Raw genomic sequence first — 16,306 nt, forward strand, 5'->3', positions numbered from 1 at the left:
ATTTTCGGGGAGGATCCAAGGCGGCGGGCGGCTCGCTATTTCTAGGCCGCGGTTCTCTCGCGGGCCGGCGCCCGGCCCCTCAGCCGGTCCGACAACATGTTGCGGATCCGCTGCTCGACGAGACGGCTGATGGTCTTGCGGTTGGAGTGCCGGTCGTAATCCACGGCCTCGCCGAAATCCACTTCCACATCGATCGCCCCTTCCCGCAGGACCCCGACAAGGTGCGGCAGCAGCCCGATGTCGCCCGGCCAGGCTGCGATCGGTCGGTAGTAGCGGCCCATGGGCATGCCATGGATGCCCGTATAGGAAATCGCCACCGGCTGCACATGCACGACACCGGTCGGCGACTGCGGCACGGCCGAGGCGGCAGCGCCGAACAGCGATGTCTTTATCTCGAGAAGGCGGTTGCCGTCCGAAGTCGTGCCCTCCGGAAACAGCACGACGACCTCGCCGTCCGCGAGCCGGCGCCCGATCTCGCTCACCTGGTCACCGGTCGTGCGCTTCTGGTCGCGCTCGATGAAGACGGAAGCCTGGAGCCGGGCGAGGAGGCCGAAGACGGGCCAGCCCTTGACCTCCGACTTAGCCACGAACACCACATCGGCGACCGACGACAGGACCAGTATGTCCTTCCAGGAGACGTGATTGGCGCTGATGAGCAGCGGCCGCCGCCGGTCCAGTTCCCCGTGCACCCGAACGCGGAGGCCGAGCAAGCGGCAGGCGATGCGATGCCAGAAGCGTGGGAGGAAACGGCGTGGCTTCAGATCCAGCCAAAGGCAGATGATCTGGACCGGCATCAGCAGGATAGAAACGATCGCGAGCAAGACGGCGTAGAGCGCGACCCGTACCCAGTTGATCATCCGGAAAGACTCTCTGATCCGACCACTTGGATGGGACTAGCGAAGATCGAGCCGCATGACAAGGGCGGCGGTGCGCGCTCCGAGCGTTGCCTGATAATAGGCCTTGCGCTCGCCGACCTTGGCAAAGCCAAGTTTGCCGTAGAGGCCGATCGCCGCCAGGTTCGTCTCGTCGACCTCGAGGAACAGCGTCTCGGCGCCCTTGACGAACGCCTCGCGCATCACGGCCTGCATCAGCCGCCAGCCGAGGCCCGAACGGGCGAAGCGCGAATCAACGCCGATCGTCAGGATCTCGGCCTCACCCGCGGCGGCACGCGACAGCACGAAGCCGCCGAAGGCCGGACGGATCGTGCCATTCGTCTGGCGGGCGGCGAAGCCGAAAACAGTGTCCTGCAGCAGGAGCGCGTGAATTTCGCCGTCGCTCCACGGCGCCGCGAAACGCTGGCCGTGCAGCGCTGCCGCGGCCATGAGGTCGGCCTCCTCCAGCGGGAAGATGTCGAATTCAGTCCGGCGAGTGAAATAGTCGGTGAAGCTCATCTCGGTCCTACGTATCCGGCTCGACGGTGCCGCTCCCCTGAAGGGTGCCGGCCCGCTATTTCGGTTGACTGCACGGGCCTATCCTGCGGTCGCCCTCGTCACCGCGAAGCCGGCCTGAGGCTTCGCATCGGGGCCGCGCAGATAGAGCGGTTTCGGATTGGCCGAGGCTGGATCGGCCGCCGCGCCCAACCGGCCGACGAGTGCAATGTCGATCTCGTCCGGCCCGCCAACCGTCTCAGCCGCGGCGACAAGAGACGCGCCGGAACCGCAAAGGACGCCGGCAAAGCCGGAAAACCGGTCGCGCGCCGCGCCGAGCGGCAGAATTTCGGGTTCCCCTCCCGGCTCGCCGAGCGCGGTGAACGATTGGACATAGACCTCGTCACGTTTCGCATCGATGACTGCGAGCACCGGCCGGCCCGGCTGCTTCTCCCTGGCGCTCTCCGCCACGAGCTGAAGCGTGGTGATGCCGACTGCCGGCTTTCCAAGGGCAAGTGCCAGGCCACGCGCCGCCGCGACGCCAACGCGGATGCCGGTGAACGATCCCGGTCCTATGGTTACGGCGATGCGGTCGATCTCAGCAAGCTGCCTGCCGGAGGCGAGCAGCGCCTCATCGACGAAATCCATCAGGCGCTCGGCATGACCGCGACCTATGTCCTCACCGGCACGGGCAAGAACCTCGCCCGCCGCACCGTCGTAGACCGCCGCGGCACAACCACTACCCGATGTATCGATGGCAAGAACCAACATTTTCAGCCGTCACGACCTCGCTCATCCGCTTCGCCGCCCGAACGCCGCGAAGACACTTCTCCCCTGCCGCGACTGCATGTTTCCTTGAAGGTTAGCCGACGTGAGGAAACATACAGTATTTCAAAGTGCTACAGCGACCCTTGCGCGTCTTATCAGACGCGCGGCGCTGTAGGCGCGACTCGCGAAGCCTACAAGGCTTTGCCTGTCGTTAGGTATCCCGAAATCTTGCAGGGCTGCGGTCAGCCTGAAATCGCTACGATCCGAATCGAGGCAGGAAGAGCGGTTCCGAAGCGGTGCCGCTCGCCCATTGCCCACTCGGCCGGTTTCGGATCAGACCGATTCGACCGATTCGACCTCGGGCACGAAATGGCGCAGCAGGTTCTGCACGCCGTGCCTGAGCGTCGCGGTCGAGGACGGGCAACCGGAGCACGCCCCCTTCATGTTCAGGAACACGGTGCCGTCCTTGAAACCCCGGAAGGTGATGTCGCCGCCGTCCTGGGCGACGGCCGGCCGCACCCGCGTATCGAGCAGTTCCTTGATCGTGGCGACGATCGCCTCGTCGCCTTCGTCATAGAACTCGTCTTCCTGGTCGGTCTCTTCAGCCCGGCTGGCGCCCGACATGATCGGCTGGCCGGACATGAAGTGTTCCATGATCGAGCCAAGGATCGCGGGCTTCAGATGCTGCCATTCCTGCCCTACCTTGCTGACCGTGATGAAGTCGTAGCCGAAATAGACGCCGGTCACGCCGGGAATCGCAAACAGACGCGCCGCGAGTGGCGAACCGGCGCGCGCCTCGTCGTCGCTTCGGAATTCGGCCGTACCGCTCTCCATCACCACCTTGCCCGGCAGGAACTTCAACGTGGCCGGATTCGGCGTGGCTTCGGTCTGGATGAACATGATTGACTCCGTTGCGCCGGGAACGCGTCTCAACCGGCTCTTTAGAATGGTTCAAAAGAATATAGGGACATCGCCTCGGCCCCGCAAGGGCGCTGTAGAGGTCAGGTCAGCGCGTCGATCTCCTGATCGGTCAGGAGATCGGGAATGACCGTGACGGGAATGGGAAAGGCCGCCGCCTTCCCGGCAATCGACGATACCAGCGGGCCAGGGCCTTCCTTGGCCGATCCCGCGGCAAGCACGAGGATGGCGATATCCCGATCTTCCTCGATCAGCGCGTAGATCTGGTCCGTGGCAATACCTTCGCGAATGACGATTTCGGGCTCGATGCCGATCCGCTCGCGCACCGTCTGGGCGACCTTGGCGAGCGTCGCCTCCGCCTCCTCGCGCGCCTCCGCACGCATGATTTCCTCGACACCCAGCCATTGCTGGAAGTCGGCGTCGGCGATCACGTAGAGCAGCACGAGACCGCCATTCGAGTTCTTCGCGCGCATGCCTGCATAGTGCACGGCACGGCCGCATTCGGGCGTGTCGTCGATCACCGCCATGAACTTGCGGCGATGACCTTCCATTCGTGAGAGTCGGGCAGAAACCATGCGGCGAACATTACATCGCCGCACGCGTCCCGCAAGATCTCATTTCGGCGGATTACTGCAAGAAGCCGATGATCTCGCGAACCTCGCGCATGGTCTTTTCCGCCCTCGCCCGCGCACGCTCGCCGCCATTCCTGAGGATCGCGTCGATATGCGCCGTATCGTCCATCAAGCGGCGCATTTCGCCGGTGATCGGCGACAGCACCTCGACGGCGAGATCGATGAGGGCCGGCTTGAAGACCGAAAATTGCTGGCCGCCGAACTCGGCGAGAACCTCGTCCCTCGTCCGGTCGGCAAGCGCCGCATAGATGCCGACGAGGTTTTCGGCTTCCGGACGGCCCTTCAACCCCTCCGCTTCGCTCGGCAGCGCATCGGGATCGGTCTTGGCCTTGCGGATCTTCTTGGCGATCGTCTCCGGGTCATCCATCAGATTGATGCGCGACAGATCGGATGGATCGGACTTCGACATCTTCTTCGTGCCGTCACGCAGCGACATGACGCGCGGCGCCGGGCCGCCGATCAGCGGCTCGACCGGCGGGAAATAGGCATGGATCGGCTCTTCGCCGACGACGATGTCGACGCCGTAGCCGCGCACCCGGATATGCTCCATGAAGTCGATATTGAACTTCTGGGCGATATCGCGAGTGAGTTCGAGGTGTTGCTTCTGGTCGTCGCCAACAGGCACATGTGTGGCACGGTAGACGAGGATGTCGGCCGCCATCAGGCTCGGATAGGCGAGCAGGCCGAGCGAGGCGTTTTCTCGGTCCTTGCCGGCCTTGTCCTTGAACTGCGTCATCCGGTTCATCCAGCCGATGCGGGCGACGCAATTGAAGATCCAGGCGAGTTCGGCATGCTGCGGCACCGCCGACTGGTTGAAGACGATATGTTTCTCCGGGTCGATGCCGGAGGCGACGAAGGCGGCCGCGATCGAGCGGATCTGGCCGGGCAGGTCCTCGTGCACGAGCTGCGCGGTGATCGAGTGGAGGTCGACGACGCAATAGATGCAGTCGTTGTTCTCCTGCAGCGCGACGAACTTGCGGATCGCGCCCAGATAGTTGCCGAGATGCAGATTGCCGGTCGGTTGCACGCCGGAAAATACGAGCGGCTTGAATTCGTTCATGTCGTCCCCATCGGGCTTGTGGAGGGCCCACCGATTGATATCGCCGCGCTTATGCACGGCGGGAGAAATGCAATCAAGAGGCAGGACGCAGTCAGGCGGGTTGCAGGAGGTCCCAACGATTGCCGAACGGATCGGTGAAAACGACGACGGTCCCGTAGGCTTCATGGCGCGGCGTCTCGAGAAATTCGACGCCGGCGGCAAGCATCGCCGCATGGTCGCGGGCGAAATCGTCGGTGAAGAGAAAGAAGCCGACGCGGCCGCCGGCCTGATTGCCGATCGCCGCCCGCTGCCGATCGCCCTCTGCCCTGGCGATGAGCAGCGCGGTTTCGCTCGCGCCCCTCGGCCGAACCAGCACCCAGCGCTTGTCGCCACCGAGATCGGTGTCCTCGATCAGGTCGAAGCCCAACCGGCCGCAATAGAAGGCAAGACCCTCGTCGTAGTCCGGAACGAGAATGGCGACACGGGCAATAGTCTGTCTCATGGGCCGTCCGTGCCTTCGGCCGGTCCGGCAGACTGTTCCGCCTTGCGCTTCACACTGCGCCGGATCATCCCCAGGCTGGCGCCGCCAAGTCCGAAGGCCGCGGCGAAATAGATCACCATCGCAGCCGCGACGAGAGCGCAGACGGTTGCGGCGCGGACAGCGAGCGGCGCTGCCGATGAAAGCGGGAAGGTCAGCCACTGGATGGCATAATAGAGCGCCGTCGCCATGATCGCGGCGGCGATCACGAGCCGCGGCATGCGGGTCAGAAGCGGAATGTCGCGGCCCCAGTGGCCGCGCCAGGCGAGCGTCGCAAAGAGGAGCATCGCATTGACCCAGCCGGCGACGATCTCGGCGGTGGCGATGCCGCTTGCACCGAGCGACGGAAACAGCGTCAGCGCCAAGGACACGTTCACCACGACGGAGATCGCGGCAAAGATCATCGGCGTGCGGGTATCCTCGCGCGCGAAGAAGCCAGGAATGAAGGCCTTGATCAGCACGAAGGCGGGCAGGCCGAGACCGTAGATCGCGAGGATATGCCCGACGATGACGGTCGATTCCGGCGAGAACTTGCCGCGCTCGAAAAGCAGCCGAACGATCGGCTCCGACATGACGAGCAGCGCGGCCGCGGCCGGCAAGGTCAGGAACAGGGTGAACTCGACGGAGCGGTTCTGCAGGTTCGATGCCTCGTTGAGGTTGCCTGCGCGAAGCGCGCGCGCCAGTTCCGGCAGGAGCACGGTCGCAACCGCGATGCCGACGACACCCAGCGGAAGCTGGTAGATGCGGTCGGCATAGACGAGCGACGAGACCGCTCCTTCCTGCGCCGAGGCGATATTGGTGTTGATCAACAGGTTGATCTGGGTGATGCCGCCGGTAATCGCCGCCGGCAGCGCCAGGACGAGCAGACGCCGGACATTGGCCGTCAGCCGCGGACGGCGGAAGCCGATCTTGATCCCGGCGTTGCGGACGGCGATCCAGACGATCGCGAGCTGGACGAGGCCAGCCGCCATGACGCCCCAGGAAAGGCTGTAGCCGACGGCGACCGCGTCCTGGCCGCTATACCAGGCATAGCCAAGCACGCCGATCAGGATGACGTTCAGGAACACCGGCGCGATGGCCGCCGCGAAATAGCGATGCAGCGAATTGAGCATGCCGGCCATCATCGCCGCGAGCGACATGCAGGCGAGGTATGGGAACATGATCGTCGCGAAGGTGACGGTGTTCGCGAATTTCGCCGGGTCGTCGGCGAAGCCGGGGGCGATCAGTTCGCGCACGATGAACGGCATAGCCAGTTCCATCGCGATGGTCAGGAACAGAAGGACGGTGAAGAGCACGCCGAAGACTTCTTCGGAAAAGCGGCGGGCACCGTCCATGCCGCGCTGCTCAATCTCCTTGGCGAAGAGCGGCACGAAGGCCGAATTGAAAGCCCCTTCGGCGAAAAGCCGGCGGAAGGTATTCGGCAGTCGGAAGGCGGTGTTGAAAGCGTCGGCGACCGGTCCCGTGCCGAGCGCGGCCGCCATGAAGGTTTCGCGCACGAAGCCGAAGACGCGGCTTCCGAGCGTCGCGCCGCCGACCGTTGCGAATTTCTTGACCAGGCTCATGTTTCGGCTTCTGTGGTTCTCGAAGCGTCGGATGCGCGCGGCACCGAGGCCGGCGCGATGATGCCGGAGGGCATGCGCTCACGCGCCTCGTCCACCTCGCCAGCCAGAACGGCCTTCAGGCGCGCGGCAATATTGGCCTGCCGATTCTCGTTGGTGATCTTCGCGCCAACGAGGTCGGTCACATAAAAGGTATCGATCACCTTCTCGCCGAACGTGGTGATATGGGCCGAAGCGATATCGAGCGACAGGTCCGACAGCACCGCCGTGATCTCCGAAAGCAGGCCGGTCCGGTCAAGGCCCTCGACCTCGATGACGGTGAACTTGTTCGACAGCGTGTTGCTGATCGTCACCTCCGGGGTCACCGAGAAGGCCTTGCTGCGCTTCTTCGCCCGGGTGCGGCTGGCGATGACCTCCGGCAGGCGCTTACGGCCGGAAAGCACGTCCTCGATCAGCTTGCCGATGCTCGCCGCCCGCCGCGTCTCGTCCTCGTCGACCGAAAACTCGCGGTTGACGAGGATCGTATCCAGCGCCCGGCCATCCGAGGTCGTATGGATCTGCGCGTCGACGATGTTTGCGCCCGCGGCGGCGCAGGCGCCGGCGATAACCGTCAGCAGGCGCGGATGGTCCGGCGACAGCACGGTGATCTCGGTGATGGCGTGGAAATGATGGGTGCGCACCATCGTCGCCAATGTCTTGCCGGCGCGGTCGGCGTCGCGGATGAACTCGGCGTGCCGCACCTGGTCCTCGAGCGCCACGGTGAGGAGATAGGGCTGGTAGTGAAGCCGGACATAGGCGTCCCGCTCCTTCTTCGACCAGTCCTTGAGCGCCTCGCTCAGCATATGGGCGGCGTGCTTTGCCCGCTCCTTGCGCGACAGTTCCGAGAAGCCGCCGGAGAGAAGCAGCTCCGTCTCATAATAGAGCGTGCGCAGCAATTGCCCTTTCCAGCCGTTCCAGACGCCGGGGCCGACCGCCCGGATGTCGCAGACGGTCAGGATGAGCAGCATCTTCAGGCGATCGAGCGATTGAACCCGGTCGGCGAAGTCGAGGATGGTCTTGCGGTCGTTGAGATCACGGGTCTGCGCGACCATCGACATGGTCAGGTGTTCCTCGACCAGCCAGACCACCGTTTCCGTCTGCTTCGGCGAAAGGCCCAGACGCGGGCAGAGCTTGCGGGCCACCTTGGCGCCGGCGACCGAGTGATCCTCGGGGCGGCCCTTGGCGATGTCGTGCAGCAGCACGGCGACGTAGAGCGCCTCTCGGTCCTCGATGCCGGGCATCAGCATGGCGGTCAGCGGGTGTGCCTCCTCCTCGAGGCCGCGGTCGATCCGCGAGAGAACGTCGACCGCGCGCAGCAGATGTTCGTCCACCGTATAGTGGTGATACATGTTGAACTGCATCATGGAGACGATCTTGCCGAAATCAGGAATGAAGCGGCCAAGCACGCCCGCCTCGTTCATCCGCCGCAGGACCAGTTCCGGATTGCGCCGGGAGGTGAGGATCGACAGAAACAGCCGGTTGGCCTCGTCGTTCTCGCGCAAGTGCGGCGTGATCAGGCCGAGCGAACGCGTCACCTGCTTCAGCGCGTTCGGATGGAACTCCAGGCCGTGGATATCGGCGATGTGGAACAGGCGCAGCAGGTTGACCGGATCGCGCTTGAAGACATCCGGGCTTGCGAGCGCGATGCGACCGCCATCGTCGACGAAGTCGAGCGTGCCGGCGATCTTGCGCGTGCGGTGCTTGAAGCGGCTGAAGACGCCCGAAATCCCCGGCGTATCCTTCGCCTGCTGATCTTCAAGTGCCGCGCAGAAGATGCGGGTGAGATCGCCGACGTCCTTCGCGACGAGGAAGTAGTGCTTCATGAAACGTTCGACCGCCGAGAGGCCCGGATGGTCGTGATAGCCGAGCGCTTCGGCAATCTCGCGCTGGATGTCGAAGGACAGGCGCTCCTCCGCCTTTCCCGTCAGGAAATGCATGTGGCAGCGCACCGCCCAGAGAAAGTCGTCCGATTTCTGGAACAGCTTGTATTCCTGCTTCGAAAGCACCGCGAGCTTTACGAGATCGGCCGGATCCTTGACCCGGTAGAAATACTTGGCGATCCAGAACAGCGTGTGCAGATCGCGCAGCCCCCCCTTGCCTTCCTTGACGTTCGGCTCGACGAGGTAGCGGGTATCGCCCGCCTTGCGGTGCCGCCCGTCGCGTTCGGCAAGCTTGGCGGCGATGAATTCGGGGCCGGTGTTGCGGACGATCTCATGATCGAAACGCTGCTCGAGTTCGCCGGCCAGCGCCTCGGAACCGCAAATGTAGCGGCACTCGAGAATTGCCGTGCGGATCGTCATGTCGGCGCGCGACAGCCGGATGCATTCGTCGATCGTCCGCGTCGCATGGCCGACCTTGAAGCCGAGGTCCCACAGAACATAGAGCATGAACTCGATGGCCGGTTCCGACCAGACCGCCTTTTTGGACGGCAGCAGGAAGAGCAGGTCGATATCCGAGCCCGGCGCAAGCGTGCCGCGACCGTAGCCGCCGACCGCCGTCACCGCGAGCCGGGACGCCGGCGGCGCCTGGGCCGCGTCGAACACCTCGTTCAGCACGAAATCGTGCAGCACCGTGATGAGCTGGTCCTGCAGCCAGGAGATGCGCTCGGCGCATTTGATCCCCGCACCGTCGACGGCAAGCAGTTCGCGTGCCTTGGCGCGGCCGGCATTGTTCGCTTCCTTGAAGGCGGCGAGAAGCGCGCGGCGCATCGGCTCACGCTGCTCGGCATGGGCCGACGCAATGAAGCCGCACTTCGCCCGAAGCGCGGCGACGTCGAGAATTTCGAGGAAGGAAGTTTCGTGTTTGGCCATTTAGTGCCGGGAGGCGTCCTGTCCGACTGATCGTATGGTTCGTTGCATGTGCAAGCGCCGGAATCATGCAGCATTTCAAGCACTACTGCATGCCCTCATGAAAAGGCACGCGGCGCTGTATAGCCTTTTTGCCGGTCGATTGACAGGGAAAATCGGGGCACTGCAAACGCGCTGGCGCGTAGAGATGCGCCCCACGTCAGCGGCTGGCAAAGTCCTTTTTCAAGGCGTAGAGCGCATCCAGCGCCTCGCGCGGCGTCATGTCGTCGGGATTGAGCGCCTTCAGCGCCTCTTCGGCCCTGGAGGGGCCGGAGGCCCTTGCCGCCTCTTCGCGCCTGACCGCGACCTGGAAGAGCGGCAGGTCGTCGATCAGCTGGCTTGCCGGGTTCTTGCGGTCGGCATCCTCGAGCTTGGCGAGCACGTCCCTCGCCCGCGCGACGACGGAGGCGGGAAGACCCGCGAGGCGGGCGACCTGAATGCCGTAGGACCGGTCGGCCGCACCCGGGCCGACCTCGTGCAGGAAGATCACGTCGCCGTCCCACTCCTTGACCCGCATGGTGGCGTTCGACAGGCGCCCGAGCTTTTCGGACAGAACGGTCAATTCATGAAAATGGGTGGCGAAGAGCCCGCGGCAGCGATTGACCTCGTGCAGGTGCTCGACCGCCGCCCAGGCGATCGACAGGCCGTCGAAGGTCGCGGTGCCGCGGCCGATCTCGTCGAGGATCACCAGCGAACGGTCGGTCGCCTGGTTGAGGATCGCCGCCGTCTCGACCATCTCGACCATGAAGGTGGAGCGGCCGCGGGCGAGATCGTCCGAGGCGCCGACGCGCGAGAACAGCCGGTCGACGATACCCATATGGGCGGCGTTGGCCGGAACGAAGGAGCCCATCTGCGCCATGATGGCGATCAGTGCGTTCTGGCGCAGGAAGGTCGACTTGCCGCCCATGTTCGGACCGGTGAGCAGCCAGATCGCCCCGGCTTCCGGACCGTCCGGAGGGGAGAGGTCGCAGCCATTGGCGACGAAGGGATTGGCCGCCTGGCGCCTCAGGGCCTGCTCGACGACGGGGTGGCGTCCGCCATCGATCGCGAACATCCGCGAGTGATCGACGAGCGGCCGGGCATAGTTCTGCTCCTCGGCGAGAACGGCAAGCCCCGCCGAGACGTCGAGCGTCGCGAGCGCCAGCGCCGCCGCCTTGATCGCGTCGGCCTCGGCAACGACCTCGCGGGTCATTTGGTCGAAGGCATCGAGTTCGATCGCGAGCGCCCGGTCGGCGGCATTGGCGATCTTCGTTTCGAGCTCGGCAAGTTCCGTGGTGGTGAAGCGCATCGCGCTCGCCATCGTCTGGCGATGGATGAAACGGGCGCGGCCGGCGTCCGTGTCGGTCATCGCCCCGGCATTGCCGGCAGTGACCTCGATGAAATAGCCGAGCACGTTGTTGTGCTTGATCTTCAGCGACTTGATGCCGGTCTCTTCGCAATATTGGAGCTGCAGGCCGGCAATGACACGGCGCGACTGGTCGCGCAGCGCCCGCATTTCGTCGAGTTCGCCGCTCGCCCCTTCGCGCAGGAAACCGCCGTCGCGTTTCAGAAGCGGCAGGTCTTCGCCAAGCGTCGCATCGAGGCGCACCAACAAGGACGCCGGCAAGGCGGCGATCGCGGCTTGCGCCTCGCTCAGCTCCGCGGAAAGCAGCGCTTTCGCAAGCAGCGCCGAGGTCGCCGCCGCTGCCCGAAGGCCAGCCTGGATGGCGCCAAGGTCGCGCGGGCCGCCGCGGCCGAGCGCGAGCCTCGACAGGGCGCGTGGCATGTCCGGCGCGCGCCGCAAGGCGTCGCGGACATCCATGGCGAAGCTCGGCTGGTCAAGCAGGACCTCGATCGAATCGAGCCTTTGATTGATCCGCTCCGGATCGGTCAGAGGCGACATCAGCCGCTCGGCGAGCAGCCGCGCGCCGCCGCTGGTGACGGTCCGGTCGAGGGCTCTCAGCAGGCTTCCGTCGCGGGTGCCGGACAGCGTCTTGACCAGTTCGAGATTGGCACGGGTTGCCGGATCGATGAAGAGGGACGAGGCGGCGCTCTCGCGCTCGGGAACGCCGAGCGCTGGACGCTCCGCGAGCTGCGTCTTCTCGACATAGGAGATTGCCGCCGAGGCGGCCGCGAGCTCGGCACGCGAAAAGGTACCGAAACCGTCGAGGGTCTTGACGCCGTAGTAGCGGCCGATCCGGCCCTCCGCCGTCGCGCTGTCGAACAGGACCGCGGGCTGCGGCACCGCCACCCGGCCCAGCACGTCGAAGACCGGGCGCAGTTCCGGATCGTGGAAGACGGTATCCGGCAGGATCAGCTCGCGCGGCTCGACGCGCAGGATGTCGGCGAGCAGCCGGCTCTCGGCCGTCTCGGCAAGGCGGAAAATGCCGGTGGAAATGTCTATCCAGGCGAGCGCGTAAGCCGGCTCGGAGCCGCTGCGGATGCGGGCGAGCGCCATCAGATAGTTCGTTTCCGAAGGCGAGAGCAGCTTGTCCTCGGTGATCGTTCCGGGCGTCACCAGCCGGACGACGTCGCGGCGCACGACGGATTTGCTGCCCCGCTTCTTGGCTTCGGCGGGATCTTCCACTTGCTCGCAGACGGCGACCCGGAAGCCGAGTGCGATCAGCTTCTGCAGGTAGTCGTCGGCGGCATGCACCGGCACCCCGCACATCGGGATGTCCTGGCCCAGATGCTGGCCGCGCTTTGTCAGCGTGATGCCGAGGGCGCGGGACGCGTCCACCGCATCCTGGAAGAACAACTCGTAGAAATCGCCCATGCGGTAGAAGAGCAGCGAATCAGGGTTGTTCGCCTTGATCTCGATGAACTGCTCCATCATCGGCGTGGCGGTGGAACGGCTCTCCTCGCTCGCCAGATCGGACACGGAAAGGACGTCGCCCGTGCGGCTCGATGCGTCACGCATGAAATTCATGATTGTTCCAAAAAAAGAGATGTCACACTATCCGCAAGCATTTATAGACGACAACAACAAAGAGGCTGATCGAAAGGGTCGCCCACAGGAGGTTGAGGAAACATGCCGGCTACCGACAAGTCCGACCGCACAAGGACGAGCGTTACTGAACAGGAAGCACTCGACTTCCATTCCCAGGGTCGTCCCGGAAAGCTGGAAATCTCACCGACAAAGCCGATGGCGACGCAGCGCGACCTGTCGCTCGCCTATTCGCCGGGCGTCGCCGTGCCCGTCAAGGCAATCGCCGAGGATCCGGCGACGGCCTATGACTACACGGCGCGCGGCAACATGGTGGCGGTTATTTCCAACGGCACGGCGATCCTCGGCCTCGGCAATCTCGGGGCGCTTGCCTCCAAACCGGTGATGGAGGGCAAGTCGGTGCTCTTCAAGCGCTTCGCCGACGTCGATTCGATCGACCTCGAAGTCGATACCGAGAATGTCGACGAGTTCGTCAATTGCGTGCGCTTCCTCGGCCCCTCCTTCGGCGGCATCAACCTCGAAGACATCAAGGCACCGGACTGTTTCATCATCGAGCAGCGCCTGCGCGAGGTGATGGACATTCCCGTCTTCCACGACGACCAGCATGGCACGGCGATCATCGCCGCCGCCGGACTTATCAATGCGCTGACGCTGACGGGGCGCGACTTCAAGACGACAAAACTCGTCTGCAACGGCGCCGGCGCTGCGGCCATCGCCTGCATCGAGCTCATCAAGGCGATGGGCTTCAACCCGGAAAACATCATCCTCTGCGACACCAAGGGCGTGATCTACAAGGGCCGCACCGAGGGCATGAACCAGTGGAAGTCGGCGCATGCGGTCGACACCGATCGCCGGACTCTGGCCGAGGCGGTCGAGGGCGCCGACGTGTTCTTCGGTCTCTCGGCAAAGGGTGCGCTGTCGCCAGATATGGTGCGCTCGCTCGCGCCACGGCCGATCATCTTCGCCATGGCCAATCCAGATCCGGAAATCACCCCGGAAGAGGTTGCCCAGATCCGCGACGATGCGATCGTCGCGACCGGCCGCTCCGACTATCCGAACCAGGTCAACAACGTCCTCGGGTTTCCCTATATCTTCCGCGGCGCGCTTGACGTGCGCGCTTCGACGATCAACGACGCGATGAAGATCGCCGCGGCGGAAGCGCTTGCCAGCCTCGCCAAGGAAGACGTGCCCGACGATGTCGCCGCCGCCTATCAGGGCAACCGGCCGCGCTTCGGAGCGCAATACATCATTCCGGTGCCCTTCGATCCGCGGCTGATCTCGGCGATCCCGATGGCGGTCGCCAAAGCGGCGATGGAGACCGGCGTTGCGCGCAAGCCGATCACCGATCTCAATGCCTATGGCCAGCAGCTTTCGGCCCGGCGCGATCCGATCGCCTCGACGCTGCAGCGCATCTTCGAGCGCGTCCGCCGCCAACCGAAGCGCATCGTCTTTGCCGAGGGCGAGGAAGTGCAGATGATGCGCTCGGCCATTGCCTATGCGAACCAGCAGCTCGGCACGGCGATCCTGCTCGGGCGCGAGGAACAGATGCGCGAAACCGCCGAGCGGGAAGGCATCGACCTCGACCGGCCCGGCATCCAGATCGTCAATGCCCGCCTGTCGAAGCGCGTCGGCGCCTATACCGATTTCCTCTATGCGCGCCTGCAGCGCAAGGGCTATCTCTTCCGCGACGTGCAGCGGCTGATCAACAACGACCGCAACCACTTCGCCGCCTCGATGGTCGCGCTTGGCGATGCGGACGGCATGGTCACCGGTCTCACGCGCAACTATTCGACGGCGCTCGAGGACGTCCGCCGTTGCATCGACGCAAAACCCGGCCACCGGGTGATCGGCGTGTCGATCGCACTCTGCCGCGGCCGCACCGTGCTCGTCGCCGATACCGCCGTGCACGACATGCCGTCGGCCGAGGAACTGGCCGATATTGCCGAGGAGGCCGCCGGCCTCGCCAAGCGGCTCGGCTACGTGCCGCGCGTCGCGATGCTCGCCTATTCGACCTTCGGCCATCCCTCGGGCGAGCGCTCCGAGCGGGTGCGCGAGGCGGTGAAGATCCTCGACAAGCGCCGCGTCGATTTCGAATATGACGGCGAGATGGCCGCCGACGTGGCGCTCAATCACCGGGTGATGGAGCAATATCCGTTCTGCCGGCTGTCCGGCACCGCCAACGTGCTGGTGATGCCCGCCTTCCACTCGGCCTCGATCTCCACGAAGATGCTCCAGGAGTTGGGCGGCTCGACGGTGATCGGTCCGCTGCTCGTCGGCTTCGACAAGTCGGTGCAGATCGTCTCCATGTCGGCCAAGGATTCCGACATCGTCAACCTGGCCGCGATCGCCGCCTACAATGCCGGGACGTGACGGGGTCGGCGTGCCGTTTTAGGACGGTCAATTTTGTCGCAGTTCGAATGCATTTCGAGAAACGTGCAATAACGGCACAGAGTCTCTAAACAAAACAAGAGCCCACGTCCTTGGGAAGGGAAGTGGGCTCAATATCTTGCGGCTGGTCTTCGCCTTACGTCATAAAAATGTAGGAATTTGTCGATGCCGCGACCTGTCACGGACTGGGGCAGCGATTACTCCTTTGTTTTCTACACTGCTTCGTGATGAAAATCCGATCCAACCACGAGACTAGACTGTCGTATTTTTATGTTAGAAGTCAAACATATACTTAATAACTGGTTAATGCTCTAGACGGCGTCAAAATGGCATGGCTCCGCCTCGCTGGGAGCGGTTCAAATGATCGGCGTGATGGAGAGATCAGGAGACGGGTGAAGAAAAACGTCCCGCGTCGGCACCGTAGTAGTTGAGATAGCGACCGGAAATATTGCTGATCGGCAGAACGATCAGCACGTCAGTCGTGCGAAAGGCGTGATCGACCACGGCCCCCTCTCCGACCATCGCGCCGAGCCGCATATAGCCCTTGATGAGCGGTGGCAGGGCGGCAAGCGCCTTTTTCGGATTGATCGCCTCCGGTGGCATCAGATCCATCGTGCGGTAGAGCTCCGGCCGGGCGGCGACCGCCCATTCGTCGCGAGCCAGAATATTGTGATGCAGGAAAGAAAGCGCCAGCGCGTGCTCCGCGGGAACGACCCCCGGCAGCGAGCCGCAGCCGAACATGGCGTCGATGCCGTGTTTCAGCGCATAGGCCCAGTTGCCCTGCCAGAGAAGTTCCACGGTGCGCTTGGTCCGGTATTCCGGCAACACGCAGGAGCGGCCGAGTTCCATGAAGCGCTTGTCCGGGTGACGCGCGAGAAGGGCGTCGAGGGCGAACTCGGAAGCCGAATAGAAGCCGCCCGCCCGCGCGGCGACTTCCTGGCGCAACAGGCGGTAGGTGCCGACGATCTGCTCTTCCGGATCGCCTTCGATGGCTGTGTCGAGCACGAGCAGATGGTCGCAAATCGCGTCCCAACCGTCGACGTCGCGCTTGCGTCGTTCGGCGTCGGGGGTCACCTGCGCCTTCATCTCCTCGACGAAGACCCGGTAACGGACGGCCTGCGCGGCGTCGATCTCCGCCGCAGAACGGGCGAGCCGCGTTTCGAGATTGGCGATGCGCCCGAGAACATCGGTTGCCGGTGCGGCAATCGTCTTGCGGACGCAAGCCTTTGAAGTGTCAACCACGCTCGTCGAATCCAAAAGGTCGATCGTCATGCCGTGTCATCCCG

General features: G+C 64.3%; 12 protein-coding genes. 1 reads left to right on the forward strand and 11 read right to left on the reverse strand.

What is annotated here, in order from left to right; translation table 11 throughout:
* Window positions 1-41: 41 nt before the first annotated feature.
* The 10 genes from RHIBR816_RS0102905 to mutS form a co-directional block, all read right to left on the reverse strand.
* Entirely contained in the window at window positions 42-857 is an 816-nt protein-coding gene (locus RHIBR816_RS0102905; protein ID WP_018235031.1) for a 1-acyl-sn-glycerol-3-phosphate acyltransferase, read from the reverse strand.
* A gap of 36 nt (window positions 858-893) precedes the next feature.
* The gene (locus tag RHIBR816_RS0102910) at window positions 894-1,391 is read right to left on the reverse strand and encodes a GNAT family N-acetyltransferase (protein WP_018235032.1); all 498 of its coding nucleotides are present in this window, start codon (window positions 1,389-1,391) and stop codon (window positions 894-896) included.
* A gap of 78 nt (window positions 1,392-1,469) precedes the next feature.
* On the reverse strand, window positions 1,470-2,138 hold the full coding sequence (gene tsaB, locus RHIBR816_RS0102915) for a tRNA (adenosine(37)-N6)-threonylcarbamoyltransferase complex dimerization subunit type 1 TsaB (RefSeq protein ID WP_018235033.1): 669 nt from the start codon (window positions 2,136-2,138) through the stop codon (window positions 1,470-1,472).
* 330 nt (window positions 2,139-2,468) lie between these two features.
* A complete protein-coding gene (locus RHIBR816_RS0102920) occupies window positions 2,469-3,035 on the reverse strand; it encodes a NifU family protein (protein WP_018235034.1) in 567 nt (188 codons plus the stop codon).
* A 101-nt stretch (window positions 3,036-3,136) separates the two neighbouring features.
* Window positions 3,137-3,628: a universal stress protein gene (locus RHIBR816_RS0102925; RefSeq protein ID WP_026186579.1), complete on the reverse strand. Its 492-nt coding sequence runs from the start codon at window positions 3,626-3,628 to the stop codon at window positions 3,137-3,139.
* 52 nt (window positions 3,629-3,680) lie between these two features.
* Window positions 3,681-4,745, reverse strand: a complete 1,065-nt coding sequence (gene trpS, locus RHIBR816_RS0102930) for a tryptophan--tRNA ligase (protein WP_026186580.1) — start codon at window positions 4,743-4,745, stop codon at window positions 3,681-3,683.
* Between the two features lie 91 nt (window positions 4,746-4,836).
* Complete coding sequence (locus RHIBR816_RS0102935) at window positions 4,837-5,226, reverse strand: VOC family protein (protein ID WP_018235037.1); 390 nt, start codon at window positions 5,224-5,226, stop codon at window positions 4,837-4,839.
* Window positions 5,223-6,824, reverse strand: a complete 1,602-nt coding sequence (murJ, locus tag RHIBR816_RS0102940) for a murein biosynthesis integral membrane protein MurJ (protein ID WP_018235038.1) — start codon at window positions 6,822-6,824, stop codon at window positions 5,223-5,225. Before murJ ends, RHIBR816_RS0102935 begins: the two co-directional genes overlap by 4 nt.
* Window positions 6,821-9,670, reverse strand: coding sequence for a [protein-PII] uridylyltransferase (locus tag RHIBR816_RS0102945; RefSeq protein WP_018235039.1), 2,850 nt, complete (start codon window positions 9,668-9,670; stop codon window positions 6,821-6,823). The genes murJ and RHIBR816_RS0102945 overlap by 4 nt, the downstream gene beginning before the upstream one ends.
* Before the next feature lie 196 nt (window positions 9,671-9,866).
* Window positions 9,867-12,614, reverse strand: a complete 2,748-nt coding sequence (mutS, locus tag RHIBR816_RS0102950; RefSeq protein ID WP_018235040.1) for a DNA mismatch repair protein MutS — start codon at window positions 12,612-12,614, stop codon at window positions 9,867-9,869.
* A 102-nt stretch (window positions 12,615-12,716) separates the two neighbouring features.
* Here mutS and RHIBR816_RS0102955 point away from each other — a divergent pair, with 102 nt between their 5' ends.
* Window positions 12,717-15,002: an NADP-dependent malic enzyme gene (locus RHIBR816_RS0102955; protein WP_018235041.1), complete on the forward strand. Its 2,286-nt coding sequence runs from the start codon at window positions 12,717-12,719 to the stop codon at window positions 15,000-15,002.
* 399 nt (window positions 15,003-15,401) lie between these two features.
* On the opposite strand, the gene RHIBR816_RS0102960 is transcribed toward RHIBR816_RS0102955, so the two are convergent.
* The gene (locus RHIBR816_RS0102960) at window positions 15,402-16,292 is read right to left on the reverse strand and encodes a GNAT family N-acetyltransferase (protein WP_018235042.1); all 891 of its coding nucleotides are present in this window, start codon (window positions 16,290-16,292) and stop codon (window positions 15,402-15,404) included.
* Between the last annotated feature and the right edge of the window lie 14 nt (window positions 16,293-16,306).

Source organism: Ensifer sp. BR816 (genome assembly GCF_000378985.1).
GTDB lineage: Bacteria > Pseudomonadota > Alphaproteobacteria > Rhizobiales > Rhizobiaceae > Sinorhizobium.